Here is a 21,207-nt window from a genome sequence, read left to right on the forward strand (position 1 = left end):
GCTCTATCAGTATCGGAATCGAGCTTCACTTGGCTAGCCGCGCACAATAATTCACCCATAGATTCCCCCGACGATCCAAAGTTTTTTGAGATGCCGTTTCATCAACCCACCGCTTCGGCACGACGGATGCGCGTCGTCCGCGTTCCGTTTCGAACAACATCGGGCAGCATCCTCGGTCGCGCCAGTCATTCAGATACTGAAGGCTCTGGCGTTGGCTCGTCCACGCCGCTGCAAAGCACGTACGAATGACTTGAAGGAAGCCCATGGATACCCGTTCGCGGATGGTCCCGACTGACAACGAGGCGCTGTCCCAAGCGCCGCTCGCCTTACATTCCGTCGACGCCTTTCGCGCGCTCGACCATACGAAAGAAGCCGCCGTTGCCCGCCTGACCGGCGGCTTGTCTCCGGCGGCGCTGTCACTGGCTGTCGCCGACTGGCTGATCCATCTGTCGTCCGCGCCCGGAAAGCGGCTCCAGCTAGCGGCGCTCGCTGTCGCGAACGCCCGGCGAATCGGCGACTACATGCTTCGCAGCGCGTTGGGCGGCGCCGCGTCGGCGCTCACCGCACCCGCGCCCGAAGACCACCGGTTCCGTGCCGATGCCTGGCAGACGGAGCCTTGTCGCCTGTGGCTCCAGACGTTCCTGCTTCCCGAACAATGGTGGCAGGCGGCCACGCACGATGTGCCGGGCACGACGAAACATCATGAAGATGTCGTCTGGTTCGGCGCGCGCCAGATGCTCAACGTCACAGCACCGAGCAATTCGCCGCTCACCAACCCCGAGGTCGTGCAGCGCACGTTCGCCACGCTCGGCGCGAACCTTCTGCAGGGCGCCCGTCATGCATTCGATGACGCTCGACGCCAGGCAGGCGGACAGCCTGCCGCCGGGATCGACGCGTTCAAGGTCGGCGTCGCCCTCGCCGCGACACCGGGCAAGGTCGTGTTTCGCAATCATCTGATCGAGCTCATCCAGTACAGCCCGACGACCGCCGAGGTCGTCGCGGAACCGGTACTGATCGTGCCCGCGTGGATCATGAAGTACTACATCCTCGACCTTTCGCAGCACAACTCGCTGATCCGTTTCATGGTCGAACAGGGCTACACGGTCTTCTGCATCTCGTGGCGCAATGTTGGCGCCGAGGATCGCGAGTTGAGTCTCGAGGACTACCGGACACAGGGCGTCATGGCCGCGCTCGACGCCGTGGCGGAAATCATGCCCGGACACCGGGTTCATGCGACCGGGTATTGTCTCGGCGGCACGCTCTTGTCCATCGCCGCGGCGGCGATGGCGGGCGTCGGCGACGAACGGCTCGCCTCGGTATCGCTCTTTGCGGCGCAAACCGACTTCACGGAGCCGGGCGCGCTGCAACTGTTCATCGACGACAGCGAGGCCTATTTCGTCGAGAGCATGATGTGGTCGAAGGGTTATCTCGACGCCAGCCAGATGTCGGGCGCCTTCCAGATGCTGCAGTCGAACGATCTGATCTGGTCTCACGTCGTGCACGATTACATGCTCGGCGACGCGACACCGATGTTCGACATGATGGCCTGGGATGCGGACTCCACGCGCATGCCGTACCGGATGCATTCCGAGTATCTGCGCCAGCTCTTCCTCGACAACGACCTGGCTGCGAGCCGCTATCGCGTCGACGGCCGGCCGGTTTCGCTGCGCAACATCCACGCGCCGATGTTCGTGGTCGGCACCGAGAGCGACCATATCGCACCGTGGCGCTCGGTCTACAAGATCCATTACGTCTCGCAAACCGACGTCACCTTCGTGCTGACGAGCGGCGGCCATAACGCGGGGATCGTCAGCGAACCGGGATATGCGAACCGGCATTTCAGGATCGAGCACGCGGCGGTGGACGACCTTCGTGTCGGCCCCGACGAATGGCTCGCCGCCGCCGCGCCGCAGGATGGTTCGTGGTGGACCGAATGGGCCCGCTGGCTCGACGCACGCTCGACGCCGGAGCGCGCGGCACCGCCGCCCATGGGCCTGCCGCACCGCGAACCTGCGGCACTGCCGGACGCACCCGGTACCTACGTGCTTCAGCCCTGAGAGCGAGCCATGAACGACGACCTGCTGCTTCACAACCGCACGTTCGATGAACTCACGGTCGGCGAGTCGGCATCGCTCGTGCGCACCGCCGGGCTCGACGATATCCAGTTGTTCGCCGCGATGTCGGGCGACGTCAATCCCGCCCATGTCGACGCAGCGTTCGCCGCACACGATATGTTCGGCCACGTCGTTGTGCAAGGCATGTGGACGGCCGGGCTGATCTCAGCGCTGCTCGGCACGAGACTGCCGGGGCCCGGCACGATCTATCTCGACCAGGACCTGCAATTCCGCCACCCGGTCGTGCCCGGCGATGTCGTCACGGCCACTGTGACCGTCAAGGAGAAGCGCGCGGACAAGCGGATCGTCCTGATGGATACGCGCTGCACCAATCAGCGCAGCGACGTCGTGCTGACGGGAATGGCCACGGTGATTGCGCCGGCTGAACCGATCGTCTGGCCGAGGATTGCGCGGCCCGACGTATTGGTGCGCAGGCACGATCGCTACGACGCCTTCATGCGCGAAGCACGTGCGCTTCCCGCCCTGCGCACGGCGATCGTTCATCCATGCTCCCCGGAGGCGATCAAGGCCGCCATCGAGGCACGCGACGAAGGCTTGCTCGATCCCGTGCTGATCGGCCCCGAAGCGAAGATACGCGCGGCGGCAGAAGAAGCGCAGGTGAGCCTCGACGGCGTGAGCATCGAGGCGGTGGAGCACAGCCATGCGGCGGCCGCGCGTGCCGTGGCCATGGGCGCGGCGGGCAAAGTCGAGGCGCTGATGAAAGGCAGCCTGGAAACGCATGAACTGCTCGCGGCGGTCGTGGACCGTGGCTCGAGCCTGCGGACCGGACGGCGCATCAGCCACGTCTACGCGATGGACGTGCCCGGCTATCCGAAACCGCTCTTCGTTACCGACGCCGCCGTGAACATTACGCCGTCGCTGGAGGAAAAGCGCGACATCTGCCAGAACACGATCGACCTGCTGCATGTGCTCGGCATCGAGCAACCGCGGCTTGCCGTGCTTGCCGCCGTGGAAACCGTCAATCCGCGCATGCCGACCACGCTCGACGCCGCGGCGCTCACGGTCATGGCTGCGCGCGGCCAGATTCGCGGCGCGCTCGTCGACGGCCCGCTCGCCTTCGACAATGCCATCAGCATGGGGGCGGCCAGGACCAAGGGCATCGTCTCGCCGGTGGCGGGCCAGGCGGACATCCTGCTCGTGCCCGACCTGGAAGCCGGGAATATGCTCACGAAGCAACTGATGTACTTCGGGGGCGCCGATGGCGCCGGCCTCGTGCTCGGCGCGCGCCTGCCGATCATCATGACGAGCCGCGCCGACAGCCTACGCTCGCGGCTTGCTTCCGTCGCGCTGGCGAAGATCGTCGCCGCACGGACGCTGCGCGGCGCCGCATTGCCATGAGCGCTCCGCTGCTGCTCACCTTCAATCCTGGATCGTCGACGGTCAAGATCGGCCTTTTCAATGTCACGGCCGATGGCGCCAGGCGCATCGGTCAGGGCACGATCGACTTCCGGCATGCGCCGCTGTTGCTGCATCTCGTCGATGGCGACAAGACCCGCGACATCCCGTTGCAGGCGAGCGTCACGGAAGACCTGCACGACGTGCTGGACGAAACGCTGAACTGGTTCGCGACTCACTTTTCGCTGACCCACCTCGTCGCGATCGGTCATCGCGTGGTGCATGGCGGTGACGCGTTCGCCGGTCCGGTTGCGATCACCGACGCAACGCTTGCCGCCATCGTCGAACTCGTGCCGCTCGCACCGCTGCATCAGCCGCAAAGCGTACGGCTCATTCGCGCCATCCGGCACCTGCGGCCGCACCTGCTGCAATCGGCATCGTTCGATACGGCCTTTCATCGCACGCAAACGGATCTCGTGCGGCGCTTCGCCCTGCCTCGCCGATTCTTCGACAACGGCGTGAAGCGCTACGGCTTCCACGGACTCTCGTACCAGTTCATTGCTCGCGCGCTGGCGCGCCAGTCGCAGCGCTTGGCCGCGGGCAAGGTGATCGCCGCGCACCTGGGAAGCGGCGCGAGCCTGTGCGCGATGAGCGCGGGCGCAAGCCGCGACACCAGCATGGGTTTTTCGACCCTGGACGGCATTCCGATGGCCACGCGCTGCGGCGCGCTCGATGCGGGCGTGGTGCTCTACCTGCTCGAGCAACAGGGTCTGAGCGGCAAGGACATCGAGAAGCTCCTGTATGAACAGTCCGGCTTGCTCGGCATTTCAGGCATCAGCGCGGACAGCCGGGAACTGCAGGCAAGCCAGCGGCCGGAGGCAAGCGAAGCCCTCGAACTGTTGGCGTTCCGGATCGCGGGCGAAGCGGCGCGGCTCGCGACGACGCTGGGCGGCATGGACAGCCTCGTATTCACGGCCGGGATCGGCGAACACCAACCGCAGGTTCGCGCGGCGGTGTGCAGGCGCCTCGCATGGCTCGGCATCGAACTCGATCGCGAGGCGAACGCCCGCAATGCAGGCGTGATCAGCACGGCGGCCAGCCGCATTGCGGTGCTCGTGCTGGCGACCGACGAGGAGCAGATCATCGCGGACCAAACCCTTTCGATTCTCCATCAGCAGGGAGCGACGGCATGACTGACATCATCGATCTATGCGGCAAACGGGGGCTGGTCGTCGGTATCGCGAACGAACAGAGCATCGCGGCGGGCTGCGCGCACGTGTTCCGCGCGGCCGGCGCCGATCTCGCGATCACCTACCTCAACGAAAAGGCCGAATCCTACGTGCGCGCCGTTGCTGAGACGCTACCAGCCTCGATCATCATGCCTTGCGACGTGAGCGTGCCCGGGCAGTTGGAAGCGGTCTTCGCACGGATCAGGCGGGATTGGGGCAAGCTCGACTTCGTGCTGCACTCGATCGCCTTCGCTCCCGCCGGCGACCTGCATGCGAGTCTCGTCGATTGCTCGTCCGAGGGTCTCGCGCTAGCGATGGACATCTCCTGCCATTCCTTCATCCGCACGGCCAAACTGGCGCTGCCCCTGATGACGGATGGCGGCAGCCTGATGACGCTGAGCTTCTACGGCGCCGAGCGGGCGGTCGACCATTACAACCTGATGGGCCCGGTCAAGGCGGCGCTCGAATCGAGCGTGCGTTATCTGGCGGCCGATCTGGCCGCTCGCCGCGTCCACGTTCATGCCATCTCTGCCGGCGCGGTGAAAACCCGCGCCGCGTCCGGCATCGAGCATTTCGATCTGCTCCTCGACGAGGTCCGCGCACGCACGCCGGCGCAGCACCTCGTGACGATCGAGGAGATCGGACGCATCGCGGCAGTGTTGGCAAGCGAGGCCGGGATGACGCTCACCGGCTCGACCATCTATGCCGATGGCGGCTTTCACGTGGTGGCATGACGCTCGTGGACACGCTTTCGCGCGACGCACCCCTCCCGGCCCAGCCAACCGCGACGCCCGCACCGGCGGGACGGGTCACGGCGGTGCGCGGCGCGGTCATGGACGTGGCGTTTGATACCGGCAACTTGCCGCTGATCGAGGCAGCGCTCTCGATCGTGACCGACGATGGTCCGCCGATCGTCGCCGAGGTGCAGGCCCATCTGGATGAACGCACGGTGCGCGCACTCGCCTTGCGATCGACCAACGGGTTGCGGCGCGGCGCGCCGGTGCACGCGTCCGGTGGCCCGGTCGCGGTGCCGGTCGGCGAGGCGCTTCTCGGCAGGCTGATCGACGTGACCGGCGCGCCGGGCGACCAGGGCGTGCCCTTTCCCGCCGACGTGCCGCGCCGGGCAATCCACCGCAAGCCGCCGCCGCTTTCATCGAAGGGCGACGCGACGCGCATCTTCGCGACGGGCATCAAGGTGATCGACCTGCTGACGCCGCTTGCCCAGGGCGGCAAGGCAGCGATGTTCGGCGGAGCGGGCGTCGGCAAGACGGTGCTCGTGATGGAACTGATCCACGCGATGGTCGAGCGTTACCAGGGCATCTCGGTGTTTGCCGGCGTCGGCGAGCGTTGCCGGGAAGGTCACGAGATGCTCACCGACATGCGCGGTTCCGGCGTGCTGCCGCGCACGGTGCTGGTCTACGGCCAGATGAACGAGCCGCCCGGCGCCAGATGGCGCGTGCCGCTCACAGCGCTGACGGTAGCCGAATATTTCCGCGACGAGCGTCATCAGAACGTCCTGCTGTTGATGGACAACGTGTTTCGCTTCGTGCAGGCAGGCGCCGAGGTATCCGGCCTGCTTGGCCGCCTGCCGTCGCGCGTGGGTTATCAGCCGACGCTTGCCACCGAAGTCGCCGGGTTGCAGGAACGGATCGTGTCGGTGGGCGAGGTCTCGGTGACGGCCATCGAGGCCGTCTACGTGCCGGCCGACGACTTCACCGATCCCGCCGTGACGGCGATCGCCGCGCACGTCGACAGCATGGTCGTCCTGTCCCGCTCGATGGCCGCCGAAGGGATGTATCCCACCATCGATCCGATTGCGTCGTCGTCGGTGCTGCTCGATCCGCTTGTCGTCGGCGACGAGCATGCTCAGATTGCCATCGAAGTGCGGCGCGCCGTCGAGCATTACCGGGAGTTGCAGGACGTGATCTCGCTGCTGGGCGTCGAGGAACTGGGCGCGGATGACCGGCGCATCGTCGGTCGCGCGCGCCGGTTGCAGCGCTTCCTCACGCAGCCGTTCGCGGTGACCGAGGCGTTCACCGGCGTGCCGGGCCGCTCGGTCCCGATCGCCGATACGCTCGCCGGATGCGAGGCGATCCTCGCGGGCGAGTGCGACGCGTGGCAGGAGAGTTCGCTGTACATGATCGGCGCGCTCGACGAGGCGCGGGAGCGCGAAAGCAAGCTGCCCAAGGACGCTCCCGCTCAAACCCCAACGCCAGCGCCAGCCGCCGTGAGCGCCACGCCATGAGCCCCGCGCTGCGTCTGACCATCTCGACACCGTCGGTCATCCTGGTCGCGGATGCCGTCATCGTGGCGTTGCGCGCGGAGGACGAAAGCGGCAGCTTCGGCATCCTGCCGGGCCATGCGGACTTTCTGACAGTGCTCACGCCCTCGGTGTTGCGCTGGCGGGCCGCCGACGCGATCGAACATTTCTGCGCGGTGGAAGAAGGCGTCTTCAGGGTGTCGGACGGCAGCAAGGTGAACATCGCCTGCCGCAACGGCGTGCTGGGCGACTCGCTTGCCGATCTCCAGGCGCGCATCGACGCAGCGCGCGCGCAGCGCATCGATACCGGACGCAAGGCGCGCGTCGAAGAAACCCGCCAGCGTACGCAAGCCGTGCGTGAACTGCTGCACTATCTGCGGCCGGCATCGTCGACACGTCGAGGTGGCGCGTGATGGAGCCCGACAACAACGACGAAAACAACGACCGCATCGCCCGCGCCGCCAGGAGAGCCGTCGAACGCGAGCGCAACGCACGTGACGAACCGGAGCCGTCGCTCGGCAGCCGGCTCGGCCAGATCGGCATTCTCGGCTGGTCGATCGTGGTGCCGACGCTGCTCGGCCTCGCGATCGGGCACTGGCTCGACAAGCACTTTCACACGGGCGTTTTCTTTGCCGCGCCGCTGCTGATGGCCGGGGCCGCATTCGGCCTCTGGTCGGCATGGAAATGGATGCATCGACAAACACGGAGCCAGCATCATGATTGAGCACTTGGCGCCAGCCGCGCAGATTCCCGTGGGCTTGATCGCGGGCTTCGTCGCCGGACTGATCCACTTCACGACGCTGCACCGGAACGTCGAGTTGCTGGCGTTCGGCTCGCCCGGGAAAGCGCTGGCGATGCAGTGCGCGCGCCTCGGCTTGTTGCTCGTGATCCTGTTCGTGCTGGCGAAGCTTGGCGCATGGGCGCTGCTATGCGGCGCCGCCGGCCTGCTCGTGGCGCGCTCGGTCAAGCTGCGACGGTATCGGGCGATCGCGCCATGATTCAATCCCCGCTTCTCTCCACGCCGCTGTTTCACATCGGCCCGATTGGCGTCGCGGCCTCTGTTGTGACGACGTGGGCGATCATGGCGATCCTCGCGGGCGGCGCGGCACTCTGCACGCACAGGCTGTCGCTCGTGCCATCGAAGATACAGACCGTGCTCGAACTGCTCGTCACGACCGTCGATACGCAGATCCGCGACACGATGCAGGCCGAGCCGCAACGCTACCGCGCGCTGATCGGCACGCTCTTTCTGTTCATTCTGGTCAGCAACTGCGCGTCGCTGCTGCCGGGCGTCGAACCGCCGACCGCACATATCGAGACCGACGCCGCGCTCGCGCTGGTCGTCTTCTGCGCGACGATTTTCTATGGCGTGCGCTCGCGCGGCCTGCTGCGCTATCTCGCCACCTTTGCCGAACCGACCTGGATCATGATCCCGCTCAACGTGGTCGAGCAGATCACGCGGACCTTCTCGCTGACAGTGCGCCTCTTCGGCAACGTGATGAGCGGGGTGTTCGTCGTCGGTATCGTGCTGTCGCTCGCGGGGCTGTTCGTGCCGATCCCGCTGATGGCGCTCGACCTGCTGACGGGCGCCGTGCAGGCCTACATCTTCACGGTGCTCGCGATGGTGTTCATCGGCGCGGCGCTCGCGGACGCTCCGCAACCCGCCTCCGCGAAGCAACAAAAAGGAACCCCATGAGCAATCTCATCCAGGTGATCAGTCTTCTTGCCGCCGCCATCGCCGTCTCGTTCGGCGCGATCGGCCCGGCGCTCGCCGAGGGCCGGGCCATAGCCGCCGCGATGGATGCGCTCGCGCGCCAGCCGGACTCGGCCGGCACCATCTCGCGCACGCTGTTCGTCGGCCTCGCGATGATCGAGACCATGGCGATCTACTGTCTCGTGATCGCGTTGCTCGTGCTGTTCGCGAACCCATTCGTCAAGTGACCGGGACCGATCATGCATATCGACTGGTGGACTTTCGCCCTGCAGACGGTCAACGCACTTGTGCTCGTCTGGCTGCTCGCGCGCTTTCTGTTCAAGCCAGTCGCGAAGATCGTCGCCGAGCGCCAGCAAAGCGCCGCCGCGCTCATGGCCGATGCCGTGAAGGCGAAGGCGGACGCGCTCGCGCAGCGCCAGGCGGCGGCGGACGAAGCGGCGCGCACCGCGCAACAGCGTGGCGACGTGCTGTCGGCGGCAGCGGCGGAAGCGGCGAAGCTCAAGTCCTCGCTCGAAGAAGCCGCTCACGCCGACGCCGAACAGCTTCGCGCAGCGGCAGAGGCCGATATCGCCAAGGCGCGGCACGCCGCCGCGCTAACCGATGCCGACCGCGCATCGCAGCTCGCGCTCGCCATCGCGGCGAAGCTGCTGGAGCGTTTGCCGCAGCAAGCGCGCATCGCCGGATTTATCGACCGCCTGGCAACGGAACTCGCGAAGCTGCCCCAGTCGACGCGCGAAGCACTCGGCAACGATGGCTCCGAGGTTCGGCTGATCGCGCCGCGCGCACTGGAAACCGATGAACTCGCGGCCTGCCGCAGCGCGCTTTCGCGCGTGGTCGGCCGTGACGTGGATCTGCGGATCACGGTCGATCCGGCGATCGTCGCCGGACTCGAACTCGAAGCGCGGCACGCGATCGTGCGCAACAGCTTCCGGGCCGATCTCGCCCGGCTCCAGACGGAACTCCTCGTCCATGACCCCGACCACGCTTGACGCCCCCTCCGCGTGGCTCGAAAAGAACCGCGCGACGCTCGTTAACACGCCGCTCTCCGCGCACGCCGAGGCGGTCGGCCGTGTCGAACACGTCGCCGATGGCATCGCCCTCGTCTCGGGCTTGCCCGATGTACGGCTGAACGAGCTGCTGCGCTTCGAAGGCGAACGCTTCGGCTTTGCGCTCACGCTGGACGCCGACACGATCGGCGCGGTGCTGCTCGACGACGGCGACGCGATCACCGCCGGCTCCATCGTCACGGGAACTGGGCAGGTGGTGCAGGTGCCGGTCGGGCCGGGCTTGCTCGGACGCGTCGTCGATCCGCTTGGCCGGCCGCTCGATGGCGGCGAGCCGGTGCACGCCGACGGCCACCTGCCAATCGAACGCCCCGCGCCGACGATCATCGAGCGCGATCTCGTAGCCGAGCCGATTGCGACCGGCATTCTGCTGATCGATGCGTTGTTCGCCATCGGGCGCGGGCAACGGGAGTTGATCATCGGCGACCGCGCGACCGGCAAGACCTCGATCGCCCTCGACACGATCGTCAACCAGAAAGGGACGGACGTGATCTGCGTGTATGTCGCAATCGGTCAGCGCGCCTCGGCGGTGGAGCGCGCGATCGACGCGGTGCGTCGGCACGGCGCGCCCGAGCGCTGCGTCTTCGTATTCGCATCGGGCGCGGCATCGGCGGGACTGCAATGGATCGCGCCATTCAGTGCAATGACGATCGCCGAGTACTTTCGCGACCGCGGGCAGCATGCGCTGATCGTGATCGACGACCTGACCAAGCACGCGGCGACCCATCGCGAGCTTGCGTTGCTCACGCGCGAGCCGCCGGGACGCGAGGCGTATCCGGGCGACATCTTCTATCTGCATGCGCGCCTGCTCGAACGTGCCGCGAAGCTGTCGCCGGAGCGCGGCGGCGGGTCGCTCACCGCGTTGCCGATCGCCGAAACCGATGCGGGCAACCTGTCGGCCTACATTCCGACCAACCTGATCTCCATCACCGACGGCCAGATCGTCCTCGACACGGGCCTGTTCGCCGCGAACCAGCGGCCCGCCATCGATGTGGGCTTGAGCGTGAGCCGCGTCGGCGGCAAGGCGCAGACGTCCGCCTTGCGAAAGGTATCGGGCCGCTTGCGCCTCGACTATTCGCAGTTCCTCGAACTGGAGATGTTCTCGCGCTTCGGCGGCCTGACCGACGCGCGCATCAAGGCGCAGGTGGTGCGCGGCCAGCGCATTCGCGCGCTGATCACGCAGCCGCGCTTTACGCCGTTGCGCGCGCTCGACGAGGTCGCCGTGCTCGCCGCGCTGGCCGAAGGCGTATTCGACGACTCTCCCGTCGAGCAAATTCCCGTGATGCGGGCCCGGCTTGCGGCGCATCTCGATGCACACGGCGGGACGGGGGCAGTTGCGTTGAAAGAGGGCGGCGCACTCGAGCCCGCAGCCCAGGCGACGCTCGTCGCGGCCGTGCGTGACCTCGCTCAGACGTGTGGAACGTCAGCACCCGCCGCGCCCGCCGCACCAGCAGCGACGCAACCCGACGGAAAGTCTTCATGAGCAACAAGCTCAGCGAGGTTCAGGGACGCATTTCCAGCGTGCATGAACTCGAATCGGTGGTGAGCGCGATGCGCGGCATCGCGGCGGCCCGCTCGCTCGAAGCGCAGAGCCGCCTCGATGCTATTCGGGCGTGCGCCGGCATGGTCGGTGCCGCGATCGGCGACGCCCTCATGCTCGACCACGGCGACGACAAGCCGGACGAACTTCCGAAACCATTCTCCGATGCGACGCTCGTCATCATCCTGTGCGCCGAGCAGGGCTTCGTCGGCACGTTCAACGAACATGTGATCGAGAGCGCGGCGCAGTGCACCGGGCCGCATTCGACCGAGTTTCTGCTGATCGGTAATCGCGGAGCCGGAGTCGCTGCCGAGCACGCACTGACGATCGGCTGGTCCGCGGCGATGGTCGCCCATGCCGACGAAGTCCCGGCACTCGCCGACCGCATCACAGAAGTCCTCTACGAACGCCTGAATGCCGGACGCCCGACGCGCGCGCTGGTGCTGCATGCGATACCGAATCCATCGGAGGCGATCGAGGTCGTGCAAAGCATACTGTGGCCGTTCGACTTCAGGCGCTTCAGTCGACCGGTTCATGCCGATCCGCCGCTCGTCACGTTGCCGCCACGGCGGCTCTTGGCCCTGCTCGCGGAGGAATACATCTACGCGCAATTATGCGAGGCGATCATGCTGTCGTTCGCCGCGGAGAACGAGGCACGCATGCGCGCGATGATTGCGGCGCGCACCAACGTCCACAACACGCTCGACGGCCTGATCGGAGAATCTCGCCGCCTGAGGCAGGAGGAGATCACTTCGGAGATCGTGGAACTGTCGTCGGTCAGCCTTGCAGCCGGGACAGGAAACCGAGCCCGCCGCTTCGCAAAAAGCTGAGCAGTTTCCGAGGCAGGATTCATCCTTCACAAGATCGTGAAGATACTGTTTCTCGTCGCAGCTTTGAGCGTGACGGTCCATGCGATCCTGACGCCGACACGCATAAAAACAGCGTCGTTGACCGCTACCGTACAGACGTATCCAGCAGGATGTGAGAACTTATTGCTGCGCCCCGCGCAGCATCAGCAATTCCTGGCTTTCCACTCTCACAGCACGCATTGCGGATCATTACCATCGTGGCCCCTGCAAGCCATCGACAAGGAATGCGCGACACCGTAACACGGGTCGCCAGCCGGTCGCAAAACACGCATGCCAAGGAGATCAGAATGTCTGCGCATCCCAAGTCGGTTCAGCCGTCCGCTGCGGACGACAGCGCAGATTGCGCAGCCGCGGCGGACCGAATGATGGCACGCTCCCCTCAGCGGGCTACTGTCGCTCATGCCAACGGCCACACGTCGGCACGCGATCGTTTCGATATCCCCCGACTGAGGGAGGAAATCCTGGCCGTCGTCGCACACGAGCTTCGCGGCCCGTTGAGCCCGCTGCAGCTTGCCGCGAGCCTGATCCGTCGAGCGTCGGAGGACCGCCCCGAGATGCTCCGGCTGATCGACATGCTCGACCGGCAGGTCGCCCAGATTGCGCGGCTTGCCGATGACTTGCTGGATGCGACGCGAGTCGGTCACGGCGTACTCCGCTTGTGCAGGACGCACGTCGACCTCATCGACGTTCTCGCCGACCCGTGCGAGGCCGCCGCTCGATCGGCGGCAAAGCGCGGCCAAACCTTCGTCACGCAGTTTCCGGACAAGACAGTGCGGGTCGAAGCCGATCCTGTCCGACTTGCACAAACCATCAACAACCTCCTGCACAACGCCTTGAAATATACCCCGGCGAACGGCCGCATCGAGTTGACCGTGCATGCTGAAGGCAAGGATCTTGTCGTGTCGGTCAAGGACAACGGTCTGGGCATCTCAGCCGCCCTGCTGCCGAATGTCTTAGATCTCTTCGCTCAATCCAGCAGAACGATCGCGGCAAGCGGGGATGGCGTCGGGGTGGGCCTGGCAGTCGTGAAATCGATCGCCGAATCACATGGCGGAACGGTGTCGGCGACGAGTCCCGGCCCCGGGGCAGGAAGCGAATTCACGCCTCGGATGCCTATCGTCATTGGAGCGCTGGCGCTTGGGGGGGTGCACGCCGTTTGATGTGCTCAGAAGCACAAGCGCATCAAACGGTGTACCCCAAACCCGAGCGCTAGCGCTCCGCCTTCGCCGCAAGCGCGAGGCGCGTCAGCGCCGGCAACGACCTGGAACCGGTCTTTTTCATGATCGATGCCCGATGATTTTCAACCGTGCGCTGGCTGATGCCGAGATCGGCGGCAATGATCTTGCTCGGACGGCCGGCGAGCACCAGGTCCATGATCTGCCGCTGACGTGGCGTGAGATCCGCGATGTGACGCGCGGCCGAGTCCCGCCATGCGGCCAGCTTGTGTGAATCCATCGACTGCTCGAACGCCCGCCCGACGCTCTCGATCAATTCGGCCGGTGCGATCGGCTTTTCGATGAAGTCCGAGGCGCCGGCCTTCATCGCCTGGACTGCCACGCGCACGTCGCTGCTGCCCGTCACCATGATCGCGGGCAGTCGGTCGCCCGCGTCTCTCAGACGCTGCAGCAAATCGAGCCCGCTCATGCCGGGCAGATAAGCGTCGATCAGCAGACAGGCGTCACGCCCGGGCCGATAGGCTTCGAGAAACGCTTCACACGAATCGAAATCCTCCACCGTGTGGCCCTCGCCTTCGAGAATCGCGCGCACGCCATCGCGGATGTACCGGTCGTCGTCGACCACATAGACGAGAGCAGGTTCCTCGCGGGCGTTTCCGGTTTCAATGAGCGATCCCGCTGCCGGGGCGTGCGCACCAGTCGCCGCCGGTGCCACTGCGAAAAGCGACTCGATCGCGCTCAAGAGTTCGCGAGCCTTGACCGGCTTGTTGAGTTGCAGGCAGGGTTGCCGCGCGACAGCGAGCCACGTCGCGGTCGATATGTCGCCGGTCAGGATGATGGCCGGAATGTCGCACTGGAAGGTCGCGCGCAGTTTCGTGGCGAGTTCGAGACCATTCATGCCCTGCGGGAGGTTGTAGTCGGCAAGGATCAGGTCAGGACACCGCATGCCGCGCGCCACGCGCGCGAGCACCTCGGTGCCGCTCGACGCCCGCATGGTGCGATGACCTTCGTCGTTAAGCAGGCGGACGATCAGGTCGCTCACGTCGGGGTCGTCCTCGATTACCAGAATCGAGCCGGAGCGACGCGTGTCGTGCGTGGGTCCGCTCGTGCCTTCGGGAATCTCTCCCACCGCAACCGCGTGTGCCTCGGTCCCGGCAAGCGCGACCTCGATCGCGAAGACCGAGCCCTTGCCGGGATGCGAGCGCACGCTGATACGGCTTCCCAGAAGTTCGGCGAGGCGTTGCGCGATGGACAACCCCAGCCCCAGCCCTCGACTGCGTTCACGTGCCGCGTTATCGAGCTGATGATATTCGTGGAAGATCGCCTCGAGCTCTTCGTCAGGAATGCCGATACCCGTATCCCAGATCTCGATGCGCAGCATGTGAGCGCGTCGACGGCAGCCGAGCAGCACCTTGCCGCGCCGCGTGTATTTCAACGCGTTCGACAGCAGGTTGCGGATGACTTGCGCGAGCAGGCGCGGATCGCTTTGCACGGAAAGCCCGCACGGCGCGACGCGCAAACCGAGGCCGCGAACTTCGGCGTGATAGCTGAATTCATCCCTCATGCGATCGAGCAAATCGGCGATGGAGAAACGCGCCCGCTCCGCACGAACCGTCCCGGATTCGATCTGGTTGATGTCGAGTAGCGTGTTGAGCATGCCCGACATCGCGCCCAGCGTCTGGTCGAGGCGCGCGATGAGGCTTTGCGCTTCGTCGCCTTCGACCATCTTGGCCAGCGCCCCCTGCAGCAATGCAAGTGTCTGGAGCGGCTGGCGCAGGTCGTGGCTCGCGGCAGCGAGAAAGCGCGACTTCGCCGTATTCGCCTGGTCGGCGTGGAGCTTCGCGGCTTCCAGCGCTTTCGCGGCGAGCTTGCGTTCGGTGACGTCGGTAAACGTGATGACGACACCCTCCACGCCGTTGTCGTCGGTGCGATAAGGCAGGATGCGGCGAATGAACCAGATACCGCTCTGCGCCTCGATTTCCCGCTCGACCAGCGTGGAAGTTTGCAGCACGGTGCGGGCGTCGGCGAGCAGGTTGCCGTCGGATGCGAGCGAACTCAGGTCCGCGAGAGGCCGGCCGATATCGCCAGGAATCACGCTGAAAAAGAGCCGGGTGGCCGGCGTGAAGAAGCGGATGTTCAGGTGCGTGTCGAGAAAAAGCGTCGCGACGTTGGTGCTGTACAACACGTTTTGCAGGTCGTTCGAGGTCGTGCGCTGCCGTTCGAGCGTTTCCTGTAGCTGGCCGTTGAGCGCCGTCAGTTCCTCATTGAGCGACTGCAGTTCTTCCTTCGACGTCAGCAGTTCCTCATTGGTGGACTGGTATTCCTCATTGATCGACAGGGCCTCTTCGTTGATGGCCTTCTGGTCTTCGCCCGAGATTTCCAGGCTGCGAATCGCGTCCTCCAGTTCTGTCTTGGTCGCTTCGAGCTCATGCTCGAGTGCCGTGACGCGCGGCAAGTCGCGTGGCGCGATCGAAGCGGGAAGCTGCTCGCCGCCGCGCGGCGCCGCGACGAAGCAGATCAGCAGGAGGTCTTCGCCGTCGCTCGACACGGGCTGCACGTCGAGGTCGAAAGGCACCGCGTGACCGGCCTCGTTCACTGTGCCGCCCGCAACCACCACTCGCGCGTTCGTCCGGGTCGCGTGGCGGATCGCGGAACGAAGTCTGGTCCGCAGTTCCTTTGGCGCAAGGGCGAGCACGTCGTGAGTCGGCTGGCCCGCTGGCACGTGCAGATATGGGGCGGTCGAGCCGAAGAAGTACAGGCATTCGTGATTCCGGTTGACCAGCACGGCGGCCGGTGCGTAGGTGTCGAGCAGGCGGCTGCGCGCTACGTCGGCGACGCTCGACCGGCGCGCTGGCCCCGGCCGTGGACCGCGCTGCGGCTGCAAACGCGTGGCGTCGCCAGGGTTCACGGAAAGAGCCGCGTGTCGCGAGTGGTTGCGGGCGATATGGCGGTAGACCCGTTCCGGCCTCGAGATGATCTCGAAGCGGGCGTCCGCGTTCAGAAGCGTCTCGGCATTGCCGATGAGGAGCACGCCCCCGTCACGCAGCGCGAAATCGAACTGCGAGACCATTTTGGCCTGAGCCTCGGGGTTCAGGTAGATCAGCAGGTTGCGGCACGACACCAGATCGAGCTGGGAAAACGGCGGATTCACCAATACGTCGTGGACGGTGAACACAATCGATGCCCTCAACTCGGGCAGCACCTGATATCCGCGCTCCTCCCTGGAAAAGAATCGCGCAAGGCGCGCCGGCGAAACGTCAGCCTCGATGGTCGCAGGGTAGAGACCTTCGCGTGCGCTCGCGACGGCGTCGGCGTCGATGTCCGACGCGAACACCTGAAGCTCGATGTCGCAAGCGGCCGACGCCATCTTCTCGCGCAACAGCATCGCAAGGGAATAGGTCTCCTCGCCGGTGCTGCAGGCGGCCACCCACACGCGTATCGCGCGACCGGGCGACGCGTGGCCGATCAGACCGGGGACGATGCGCTCGGCGAGGAAGTCGAATACCTCTGGGTCGCGAAAGAACCGCGTCACGTTGATCAACAGGTCCTTCGCCAGCAGATCGAGTTCGCCGGCGTCATGGCGGAGCATGGCGAGATAGCGGTCCATGTCGCCGGCCTCGATCCCGGCCATCGCGCGGCGCCGCTCGACACGGCGCCGTAGCGTGCCGTGCTTGTACAGCGTGAAGTCGAACGCCGTTCTCGTCAGCAGGAGTTGGACGATCTCGGCGAGCCACACAGGTTCGCCGTGGCCTGCGGCGCCTTCTGGAACGTCGGTGGTGGCGCTCTGCGCGCAACTGCGATCGCGATGGTGCAGGAGCGAGGCGGGGATCCGCTCCACGGGGAGCACGAGGTCGACCGCGTTTGTCTGTATCGCGCTGCGCGGCATGCCGCCGTAGGCCGCTTCGTCCGGGTCCTGCGCGATGACGAGACCCCCGCGCGCCTTGACGCTCATCAGCCCAAGGCTGCCATCCGCGCCGGTGCCGGACAGGATCACGCAGGCGGCGCGGTCGCCGTATTCCTGCGCCAGGGAATGCAGCAGATAGTCGAACGGCAGCCGCGCACCGTGCCGGGCCTGCGGCCGCGTGAGACGCAGCACGCCTTGCGCAACCGACAAATACGCGTCCGGAACGATGACGTAGAGGTGCTCCGGTTCGAGCAACATGCCCTCCGCGGCCTCGCACACGGTCATGCTCGTGTGCGCCGCGAGCAACTCCGCCATCATGCTTTCGTGAGTCGGATCGAGGTGCTGGACGAGAATCCACGCCATGTCGGTTCGAGGCGGCAGGGCTTCGAGAAGCTTTTGGCATGCGTCGAGCCCGCCCGCCGAGGCGCCGATGCCGACCACGACCATTTCACCGCGCGGCGCTGGCAATCCGGTCAGAGGCGCTTCCGGGTTCCCGGACGTCGGTTGCGTGACGCGAACCTCGGATGGAGGGCTTCCAGGCATCGAAGATTCCCTCGTGGAAATGGCATCCGCAAAGGGATGCCGCTTTCCGATGCTACTCGACTTTCCGATTACAAAACCGCTCGCCCGACCGGAGTTTCGCGCGGCGTGCGCTGGCGCTGTCGATTCGCTTGCAAGCCAGGCGATCCAGAGCGCCCGTGCATCGCGCTTGTGCACCGGCCGCGGGCGGCCGGACCTCCGGTACGCCACCGTACCGACTTGCGTCGCAAGCACGGGCACCCTTCCCGTACGCGCGGCGTGGCGTTCGCATGGCGTTCGCATGGCGTTCGGATATCAGTGCCGACGCCGCTCGCGCAAGCTCGTCCCCGGTCCCATGTGTGCTACATCAGGCTGCTCGCCCGCGCGCCACGGCCGACTTTCGCCTCGAGTATCAGGAACACTTGAAATGAATACACTTGCGCCTGATCCGGTGAAACAACCCGATCGCCCGAAGCTGCTTCAAGTCATGGGACCCGGCCTGATCACCGGCGCCTCGGACGACGACCCGAGCGGCATCGCGGCTTACTCGCAGGTCGGAGCGCAATTCGGCTATGGCCTCGCCTGGACCCTGTTGTTCAGCTATCCGCTGATGGCGGCGATTAAGGAGATCAGCGCGCGCATCGGCCGCGTGACCGGATACGGCATCGCCGGCAATCTCCGTCGCCACTATCCGTCATGGCTGTCCACAGGGGTCGTCAGCTTGTTGCTGATCGCGAACATCATCAATCTCGGGGCCGATCTCGGCGCGATGGGCGCCGCGCTCAAACTGCTGATCGCCGGACCGGCCCTGCTCTACGTGTGTCTGTTCGGCCTGTTGTCCGCAGGGCTCGAAATCTTCACCCGCTATGCACGCTACGTGTCGATTCTCAAATGGCTTTGCCTGTCGCTCTTCAGCTACGTGATTTGCGCGTTTGTCGTCGATGTGCCATGGGCCACCGTCGGTTGGGCGGTCGTCTGGCCGCAGCTTTCGATCAAGCCGGATTATGTGGTCGCGATTGTCGCCGTCATGGGCACCACGATCAGTCCCTACCTGTTCTTCTGGCAGGCTGAACAGGAGGTCGAAGACGAGAAAGAGCGGCCGGGCGCCCTCGCCCTCTTCGCCGCACCGGAACAAGCACCGTCGGAGTTTGCCCGGATCCGCATCGATACGTATCTCGGCATGGCGCTGTCGAATGTCATCGCGTTCTTTATCGTCATCACCACGGCAACAACGCTGCACGCACACGGTGTCACCAACATCAAAACCTCTGCGGAAGCGGCCGAGGCGCTACGGGCGATCGCCGGCCGCTTCACGTTCGTCATCTTCGCGGCCGGCATCATCGGCACCGGCCTGCTGACACTTCCCGTCCTGGCCGGATCGGCAGCCTACGCGGTGGGCGAACTGTTCAGCTGGCGTGTCGGCCTTGCGCGCCGGCCGTCTCAGGCGAAGGCGTTCTATGCGGTCATCGCGGCGGCGAGCCTGATCGGCGTCGGGTTGAACTTCACATCGATCGATCCCGTCAAGGCGCTCTACTGGAGTGCGGTCCTGAACGGCGTGGTCGCCGTTCCCGTGATGGTCATCATGATGCACCTGTCAATGCGCTCGGCCATCATGGGCGGTTTTACGCTTCCCATGCCGCTGCGTGTCCTTGGCTGGGCGGCGACCGTCGTGATGTCGGCAACCGTCGTGGCAATGGGCGTCAGTTGGCTCGGATAGACCCGGAGAAGGTGCGGTCTAACCGACGCGTCCCGATTTTTTTCGACATTGTGACCGGTCAGCGCGTCGCCCCTCCCAAGATGGGGGGCGCTTTCGCAAGCGATTTTTCCTACCATGACGACGTCAGTCGCCAACCATTCACATTCATGTTTCGTCATCTCGCAATTTCCATTGATTCGAGCGAGCCCTGCTCGGATGCGGCCATTCGGCACTCGAATTCGCTGATGAAAATGGGACGCGTGTCCGTCCTTGCCGTGCGCAAGCATCGCCGGATGATCCGCTCTTTGAGCGCACACTGCGAGCGCAGGGCATGCGAAGCGCTAGCGCGGGTACAGGCCACCGCGCATGCGATCGGGATACCGAGCCGGGCAGAGGCGCTCTTGCCAGAGCGGCCTGCACAGGAAAGCCTGAATGCAGCGCCCAACTGACGGCGCGATGGACGGTGCGTAAATGACGACGGTAATCCCAACAACAGAGTCGGAAGAACGCGGTTTCAGTACCTCAACGATCGTCGTACTCGTGGCCGGGCTGTCCATGCTTGGACAGTTCGCGATCGCCACGTACCTGCCGGCATTTTCGGTGATGGCGCAGGCGCTGCATGCCAGTCCTACGCAAGTTCAGCAGTCACTGTCGGCCTACCTGCTCCCGTTCGCATTGATGATCCCATGGCATGGAGCGATCTCCGATGCAATCGGCCGACGCCGGATGATTTTGGCCGGCAATGTGCTGTTCACGATCGGGTCGCTGATGTGCGCGGCGGCCCCAACCCTGTCGCTTCTCTATGCCGGGCGGGCACTGCAAGGCGTGAGCGCCGGGGTTGGCGTCGTTATTGGCCGGGCGATGGTGCGCGACGTCTTCGATGGCACGCACGCGCAAAAAATCATGGCGCTGGAGCGATGATCTTTGCGTTGGCGCCCGCACTCGCGCCCATCTGTGGCGGCTGGCTGCTGCTGTGGACCGGATGGCGCAGCATCTTCATCTTCCTCGCGATACTGTCAGCATCCCTGGTGGTGGTCAGTTGGTTTCTTGTGCCCGAAACGCTTCCGCCCTCTCGCCGGCACCGGCTGGACCCGGTTCCGCTCGCGCGTGCCTATGCCACCCTGCTCACGAAGCCGCGTTTCGTGGCGCTCGCGCTCGCCAACGCGGCAGTCAATCTGGGAATCTACCTGTATGTCCTGGCTGCGCCAACCTTCGTCGTGAAGCATCTTGGCCTCGGCGAGCAGTCATTCGGCTACCTCTTTGTGCCGATCGTGCTAGGCCTGATCGCCGGCGCCGCAGTCGCGCATCGTATTGCCGGCAGGGGCAGTCCTGCGCGCAGTGTTATCCTCGGCCATCTGGTCATGATTGTGGCTGGCGTGATCAATATCGGCGTCAACGCTATGCACGCATCTCCATTGCCATGGGATCTGGTGGCGCTGCCCATCTTTGGCCTCGGGATGATGCTGACTCAGCCGAGCCTGCAGGTGATGGCCCTTGACTGTTTCCCGGAGCGGCGCGGGCTGGCGTCCAGTTGTTATGTCACGGTTCAGCAGTTCGGCAACTTTCTGTCGTCTGCATTGCTTGTGCCGCTACTGCTCGACAGCACACTCCACATGGCCTTAGGCATGGCGATTCTGCAATGTCTTGGTCTGCTGATGTTCTTCATCGCCATGCGCGATGGGAGATCGGATTGAGCCGATCGGGAGCCTGCGTCGGTCGCCAACGTAAGCGGTACGTCAACGGTCGCCGGCTCGCTGTACGCCGACG

The 21,207-nt window shown here is 65.4% G+C and carries 17 protein-coding genes and 1 pseudogene; 17 read left to right on the top strand and 1 reads right to left on the bottom strand.

Annotated features, from left to right (window positions below):
* The 15 genes from AWB81_RS47035 to AWB81_RS28145 form a co-directional block, all read left to right on the top strand.
* On the top strand, window positions 1–249 hold a 249-nt coding region (locus AWB81_RS47035), incomplete at its 5' end, for a hypothetical protein (protein WP_235025938.1).
* Between the two features lie 14 nt (window positions 250–263).
* The gene (locus AWB81_RS28080; RefSeq protein ID WP_062639791.1) at window positions 264–2,057 is read left to right on the top strand and encodes a PHA/PHB synthase family protein; all 1,794 of its coding nucleotides are present in this window, start codon (window positions 264–266) and stop codon (window positions 2,055–2,057) included.
* A gap of 9 nt (window positions 2,058–2,066) precedes the next feature.
* Window positions 2,067–3,473, top strand: a complete 1,407-nt coding sequence (locus AWB81_RS28085; protein WP_062639792.1) for a bifunctional enoyl-CoA hydratase/phosphate acetyltransferase — start codon at window positions 2,067–2,069, stop codon at window positions 3,471–3,473.
* Window positions 3,470–4,663 carry an acetate/propionate family kinase gene (locus tag AWB81_RS28090; RefSeq protein WP_062639793.1) on the top strand — a complete coding sequence of 398 codons (1,194 nt, stop codon included), beginning with the start codon at window positions 3,470–3,472 and terminating at the stop codon, window positions 4,661–4,663. Before AWB81_RS28085 ends, AWB81_RS28090 begins: the two co-directional genes overlap by 4 nt.
* Before the next feature lie 8 nt (window positions 4,664–4,671).
* On the top strand, window positions 4,672–5,433 hold the full coding sequence (fabI, locus tag AWB81_RS28095) for an enoyl-ACP reductase FabI (RefSeq protein WP_200822563.1): 762 nt from the start codon (window positions 4,672–4,674) through the stop codon (window positions 5,431–5,433).
* 98 nt (window positions 5,434–5,531) lie between these two features.
* Window positions 5,532–6,944 (top strand): F0F1 ATP synthase subunit beta, encoded by a 1,413-nt coding sequence (atpD, locus tag AWB81_RS28100; protein ID WP_235025940.1) that lies wholly within the window; start codon window positions 5,532–5,534, stop codon window positions 6,942–6,944.
* Window positions 6,941–7,372, top strand: a complete 432-nt coding sequence (locus AWB81_RS28105; RefSeq protein ID WP_062639795.1) for a F0F1 ATP synthase subunit epsilon — start codon at window positions 6,941–6,943, stop codon at window positions 7,370–7,372. Before atpD ends, AWB81_RS28105 begins: the two co-directional genes overlap by 4 nt.
* Window positions 7,372–7,683 (top strand): AtpZ/AtpI family protein, encoded by a 312-nt coding sequence (locus AWB81_RS28110; RefSeq protein WP_062639796.1) that lies wholly within the window; start codon window positions 7,372–7,374, stop codon window positions 7,681–7,683. The genes AWB81_RS28105 and AWB81_RS28110 overlap by 1 nt, the downstream gene beginning before the upstream one ends.
* Window positions 7,676–7,957, top strand: a complete 282-nt coding sequence (locus tag AWB81_RS28115; protein ID WP_062639797.1) for an N-ATPase subunit AtpR — start codon at window positions 7,676–7,678, stop codon at window positions 7,955–7,957. The genes AWB81_RS28110 and AWB81_RS28115 overlap by 8 nt, the downstream gene beginning before the upstream one ends.
* Window positions 7,954–8,655 (top strand): F0F1 ATP synthase subunit A, encoded by a 702-nt coding sequence (locus AWB81_RS28120; protein ID WP_062639798.1) that lies wholly within the window; start codon window positions 7,954–7,956, stop codon window positions 8,653–8,655. Before AWB81_RS28115 ends, AWB81_RS28120 begins: the two co-directional genes overlap by 4 nt.
* Window positions 8,652–8,900 carry a F0F1 ATP synthase subunit C gene (locus AWB81_RS28125; RefSeq protein ID WP_062639799.1) on the top strand — a complete coding sequence of 83 codons (249 nt, stop codon included), beginning with the start codon at window positions 8,652–8,654 and terminating at the stop codon, window positions 8,898–8,900. The genes AWB81_RS28120 and AWB81_RS28125 overlap by 4 nt, the downstream gene beginning before the upstream one ends.
* A 12-nt stretch (window positions 8,901–8,912) precedes the next feature.
* On the top strand, window positions 8,913–9,662 hold the full coding sequence (locus tag AWB81_RS28130; RefSeq protein WP_062639800.1) for a F0F1 ATP synthase subunit B family protein: 750 nt from the start codon (window positions 8,913–8,915) through the stop codon (window positions 9,660–9,662).
* Entirely contained in the window at window positions 9,643–11,220 is a 1,578-nt protein-coding gene (locus AWB81_RS28135) for a F0F1 ATP synthase subunit alpha (RefSeq protein ID WP_062639801.1), read from the top strand. Before AWB81_RS28130 ends, AWB81_RS28135 begins: the two co-directional genes overlap by 20 nt.
* On the top strand, window positions 11,217–12,107 hold the full coding sequence (locus AWB81_RS28140; RefSeq protein WP_062639802.1) for a F0F1 ATP synthase subunit gamma: 891 nt from the start codon (window positions 11,217–11,219) through the stop codon (window positions 12,105–12,107). Before AWB81_RS28135 ends, AWB81_RS28140 begins: the two co-directional genes overlap by 4 nt.
* Window positions 12,108–12,433: 326 nt before the next feature.
* On the top strand, window positions 12,434–13,306 hold the full coding sequence (locus AWB81_RS28145) for a sensor histidine kinase (RefSeq protein WP_062639803.1): 873 nt from the start codon (window positions 12,434–12,436) through the stop codon (window positions 13,304–13,306).
* Window positions 13,307–13,355: 49 nt separating this feature from the next.
* On the opposite strand, the gene AWB81_RS28150 is transcribed toward AWB81_RS28145, so the two are convergent.
* Window positions 13,356–17,768, bottom strand: a complete 4,413-nt coding sequence (locus AWB81_RS28150; RefSeq protein WP_062639804.1) for a chemotaxis protein CheB — start codon at window positions 17,766–17,768, stop codon at window positions 13,356–13,358.
* Between the two features lie 403 nt (window positions 17,769–18,171).
* Between AWB81_RS28150 and AWB81_RS28155 the strand changes: the two genes are divergently transcribed.
* Window positions 18,172–19,461, top strand: a complete 1,290-nt coding sequence (locus AWB81_RS28155) for an NRAMP family divalent metal transporter (protein WP_062639805.1) — start codon at window positions 18,172–18,174, stop codon at window positions 19,459–19,461.
* 582 nt (window positions 19,462–20,043) lie between these two features.
* Window positions 20,044–21,134 (top strand): annotated as a pseudogene (locus AWB81_RS28165) (multidrug effflux MFS transporter).
* Window positions 21,135–21,207 lie beyond the last annotated feature (73 nt).

The sequence above is a fragment of the Caballeronia arationis genome (assembly GCF_001544975.2).
In the GTDB taxonomy this organism is placed as follows: domain Bacteria; phylum Pseudomonadota; class Gammaproteobacteria; order Burkholderiales; family Burkholderiaceae; genus Caballeronia; species Caballeronia arationis.

Bases quoted from the DNA above. Each gene is read 5' to 3' on its own strand.
- AWB81_RS28080 (WP_062639791.1), top strand. From the start codon at position 264: ATGGATACCCGTTCGCGGATGGTCCCGACTGACAACGAGGCGCTGTCC.
- AWB81_RS28085 (WP_062639792.1), top strand. From the start codon at position 2,067: ATGAACGACGACCTGCTGCTTCACAACCGCACGTTCGATGAACTCACG.
- AWB81_RS28090 (WP_062639793.1), top strand. From the start codon at position 3,470: ATGAGCGCTCCGCTGCTGCTCACCTTCAATCCTGGATCGTCGACGGTC.
- atpD (WP_235025940.1), top strand. From the start codon at position 5,532: ATGGACGTGGCGTTTGATACCGGCAACTTGCCGCTGATCGAGGCAGCG.
- AWB81_RS28105 (WP_062639795.1), top strand. From the start codon at position 6,941: ATGAGCCCCGCGCTGCGTCTGACCATCTCGACACCGTCGGTCATCCTG.
- AWB81_RS28110 (WP_062639796.1), top strand. From the start codon at position 7,372: ATGGAGCCCGACAACAACGACGAAAACAACGACCGCATCGCCCGCGCC.
- AWB81_RS28115 (WP_062639797.1), top strand. From the start codon at position 7,676: ATGATTGAGCACTTGGCGCCAGCCGCGCAGATTCCCGTGGGCTTGATC.
- AWB81_RS28120 (WP_062639798.1), top strand. From the start codon at position 7,954: ATGATTCAATCCCCGCTTCTCTCCACGCCGCTGTTTCACATCGGCCCG.
- AWB81_RS28125 (WP_062639799.1), top strand. From the start codon at position 8,652: ATGAGCAATCTCATCCAGGTGATCAGTCTTCTTGCCGCCGCCATCGCC.
- AWB81_RS28130 (WP_062639800.1), top strand. From the start codon at position 8,913: ATGCATATCGACTGGTGGACTTTCGCCCTGCAGACGGTCAACGCACTT.
- AWB81_RS28135 (WP_062639801.1), top strand. From the start codon at position 9,643: ATGACCCCGACCACGCTTGACGCCCCCTCCGCGTGGCTCGAAAAGAAC.
- AWB81_RS28140 (WP_062639802.1), top strand. From the start codon at position 11,217: ATGAGCAACAAGCTCAGCGAGGTTCAGGGACGCATTTCCAGCGTGCAT.
- AWB81_RS28145 (WP_062639803.1), top strand. From the start codon at position 12,434: ATGTCTGCGCATCCCAAGTCGGTTCAGCCGTCCGCTGCGGACGACAGC.
- AWB81_RS28150 (WP_062639804.1), bottom strand. From the start codon at position 17,768: ATGCCTGGAAGCCCTCCATCCGAGGTTCGCGTCACGCAACCGACGTCC.
- AWB81_RS28155 (WP_062639805.1), top strand. From the start codon at position 18,172: ATGAATACACTTGCGCCTGATCCGGTGAAACAACCCGATCGCCCGAAG.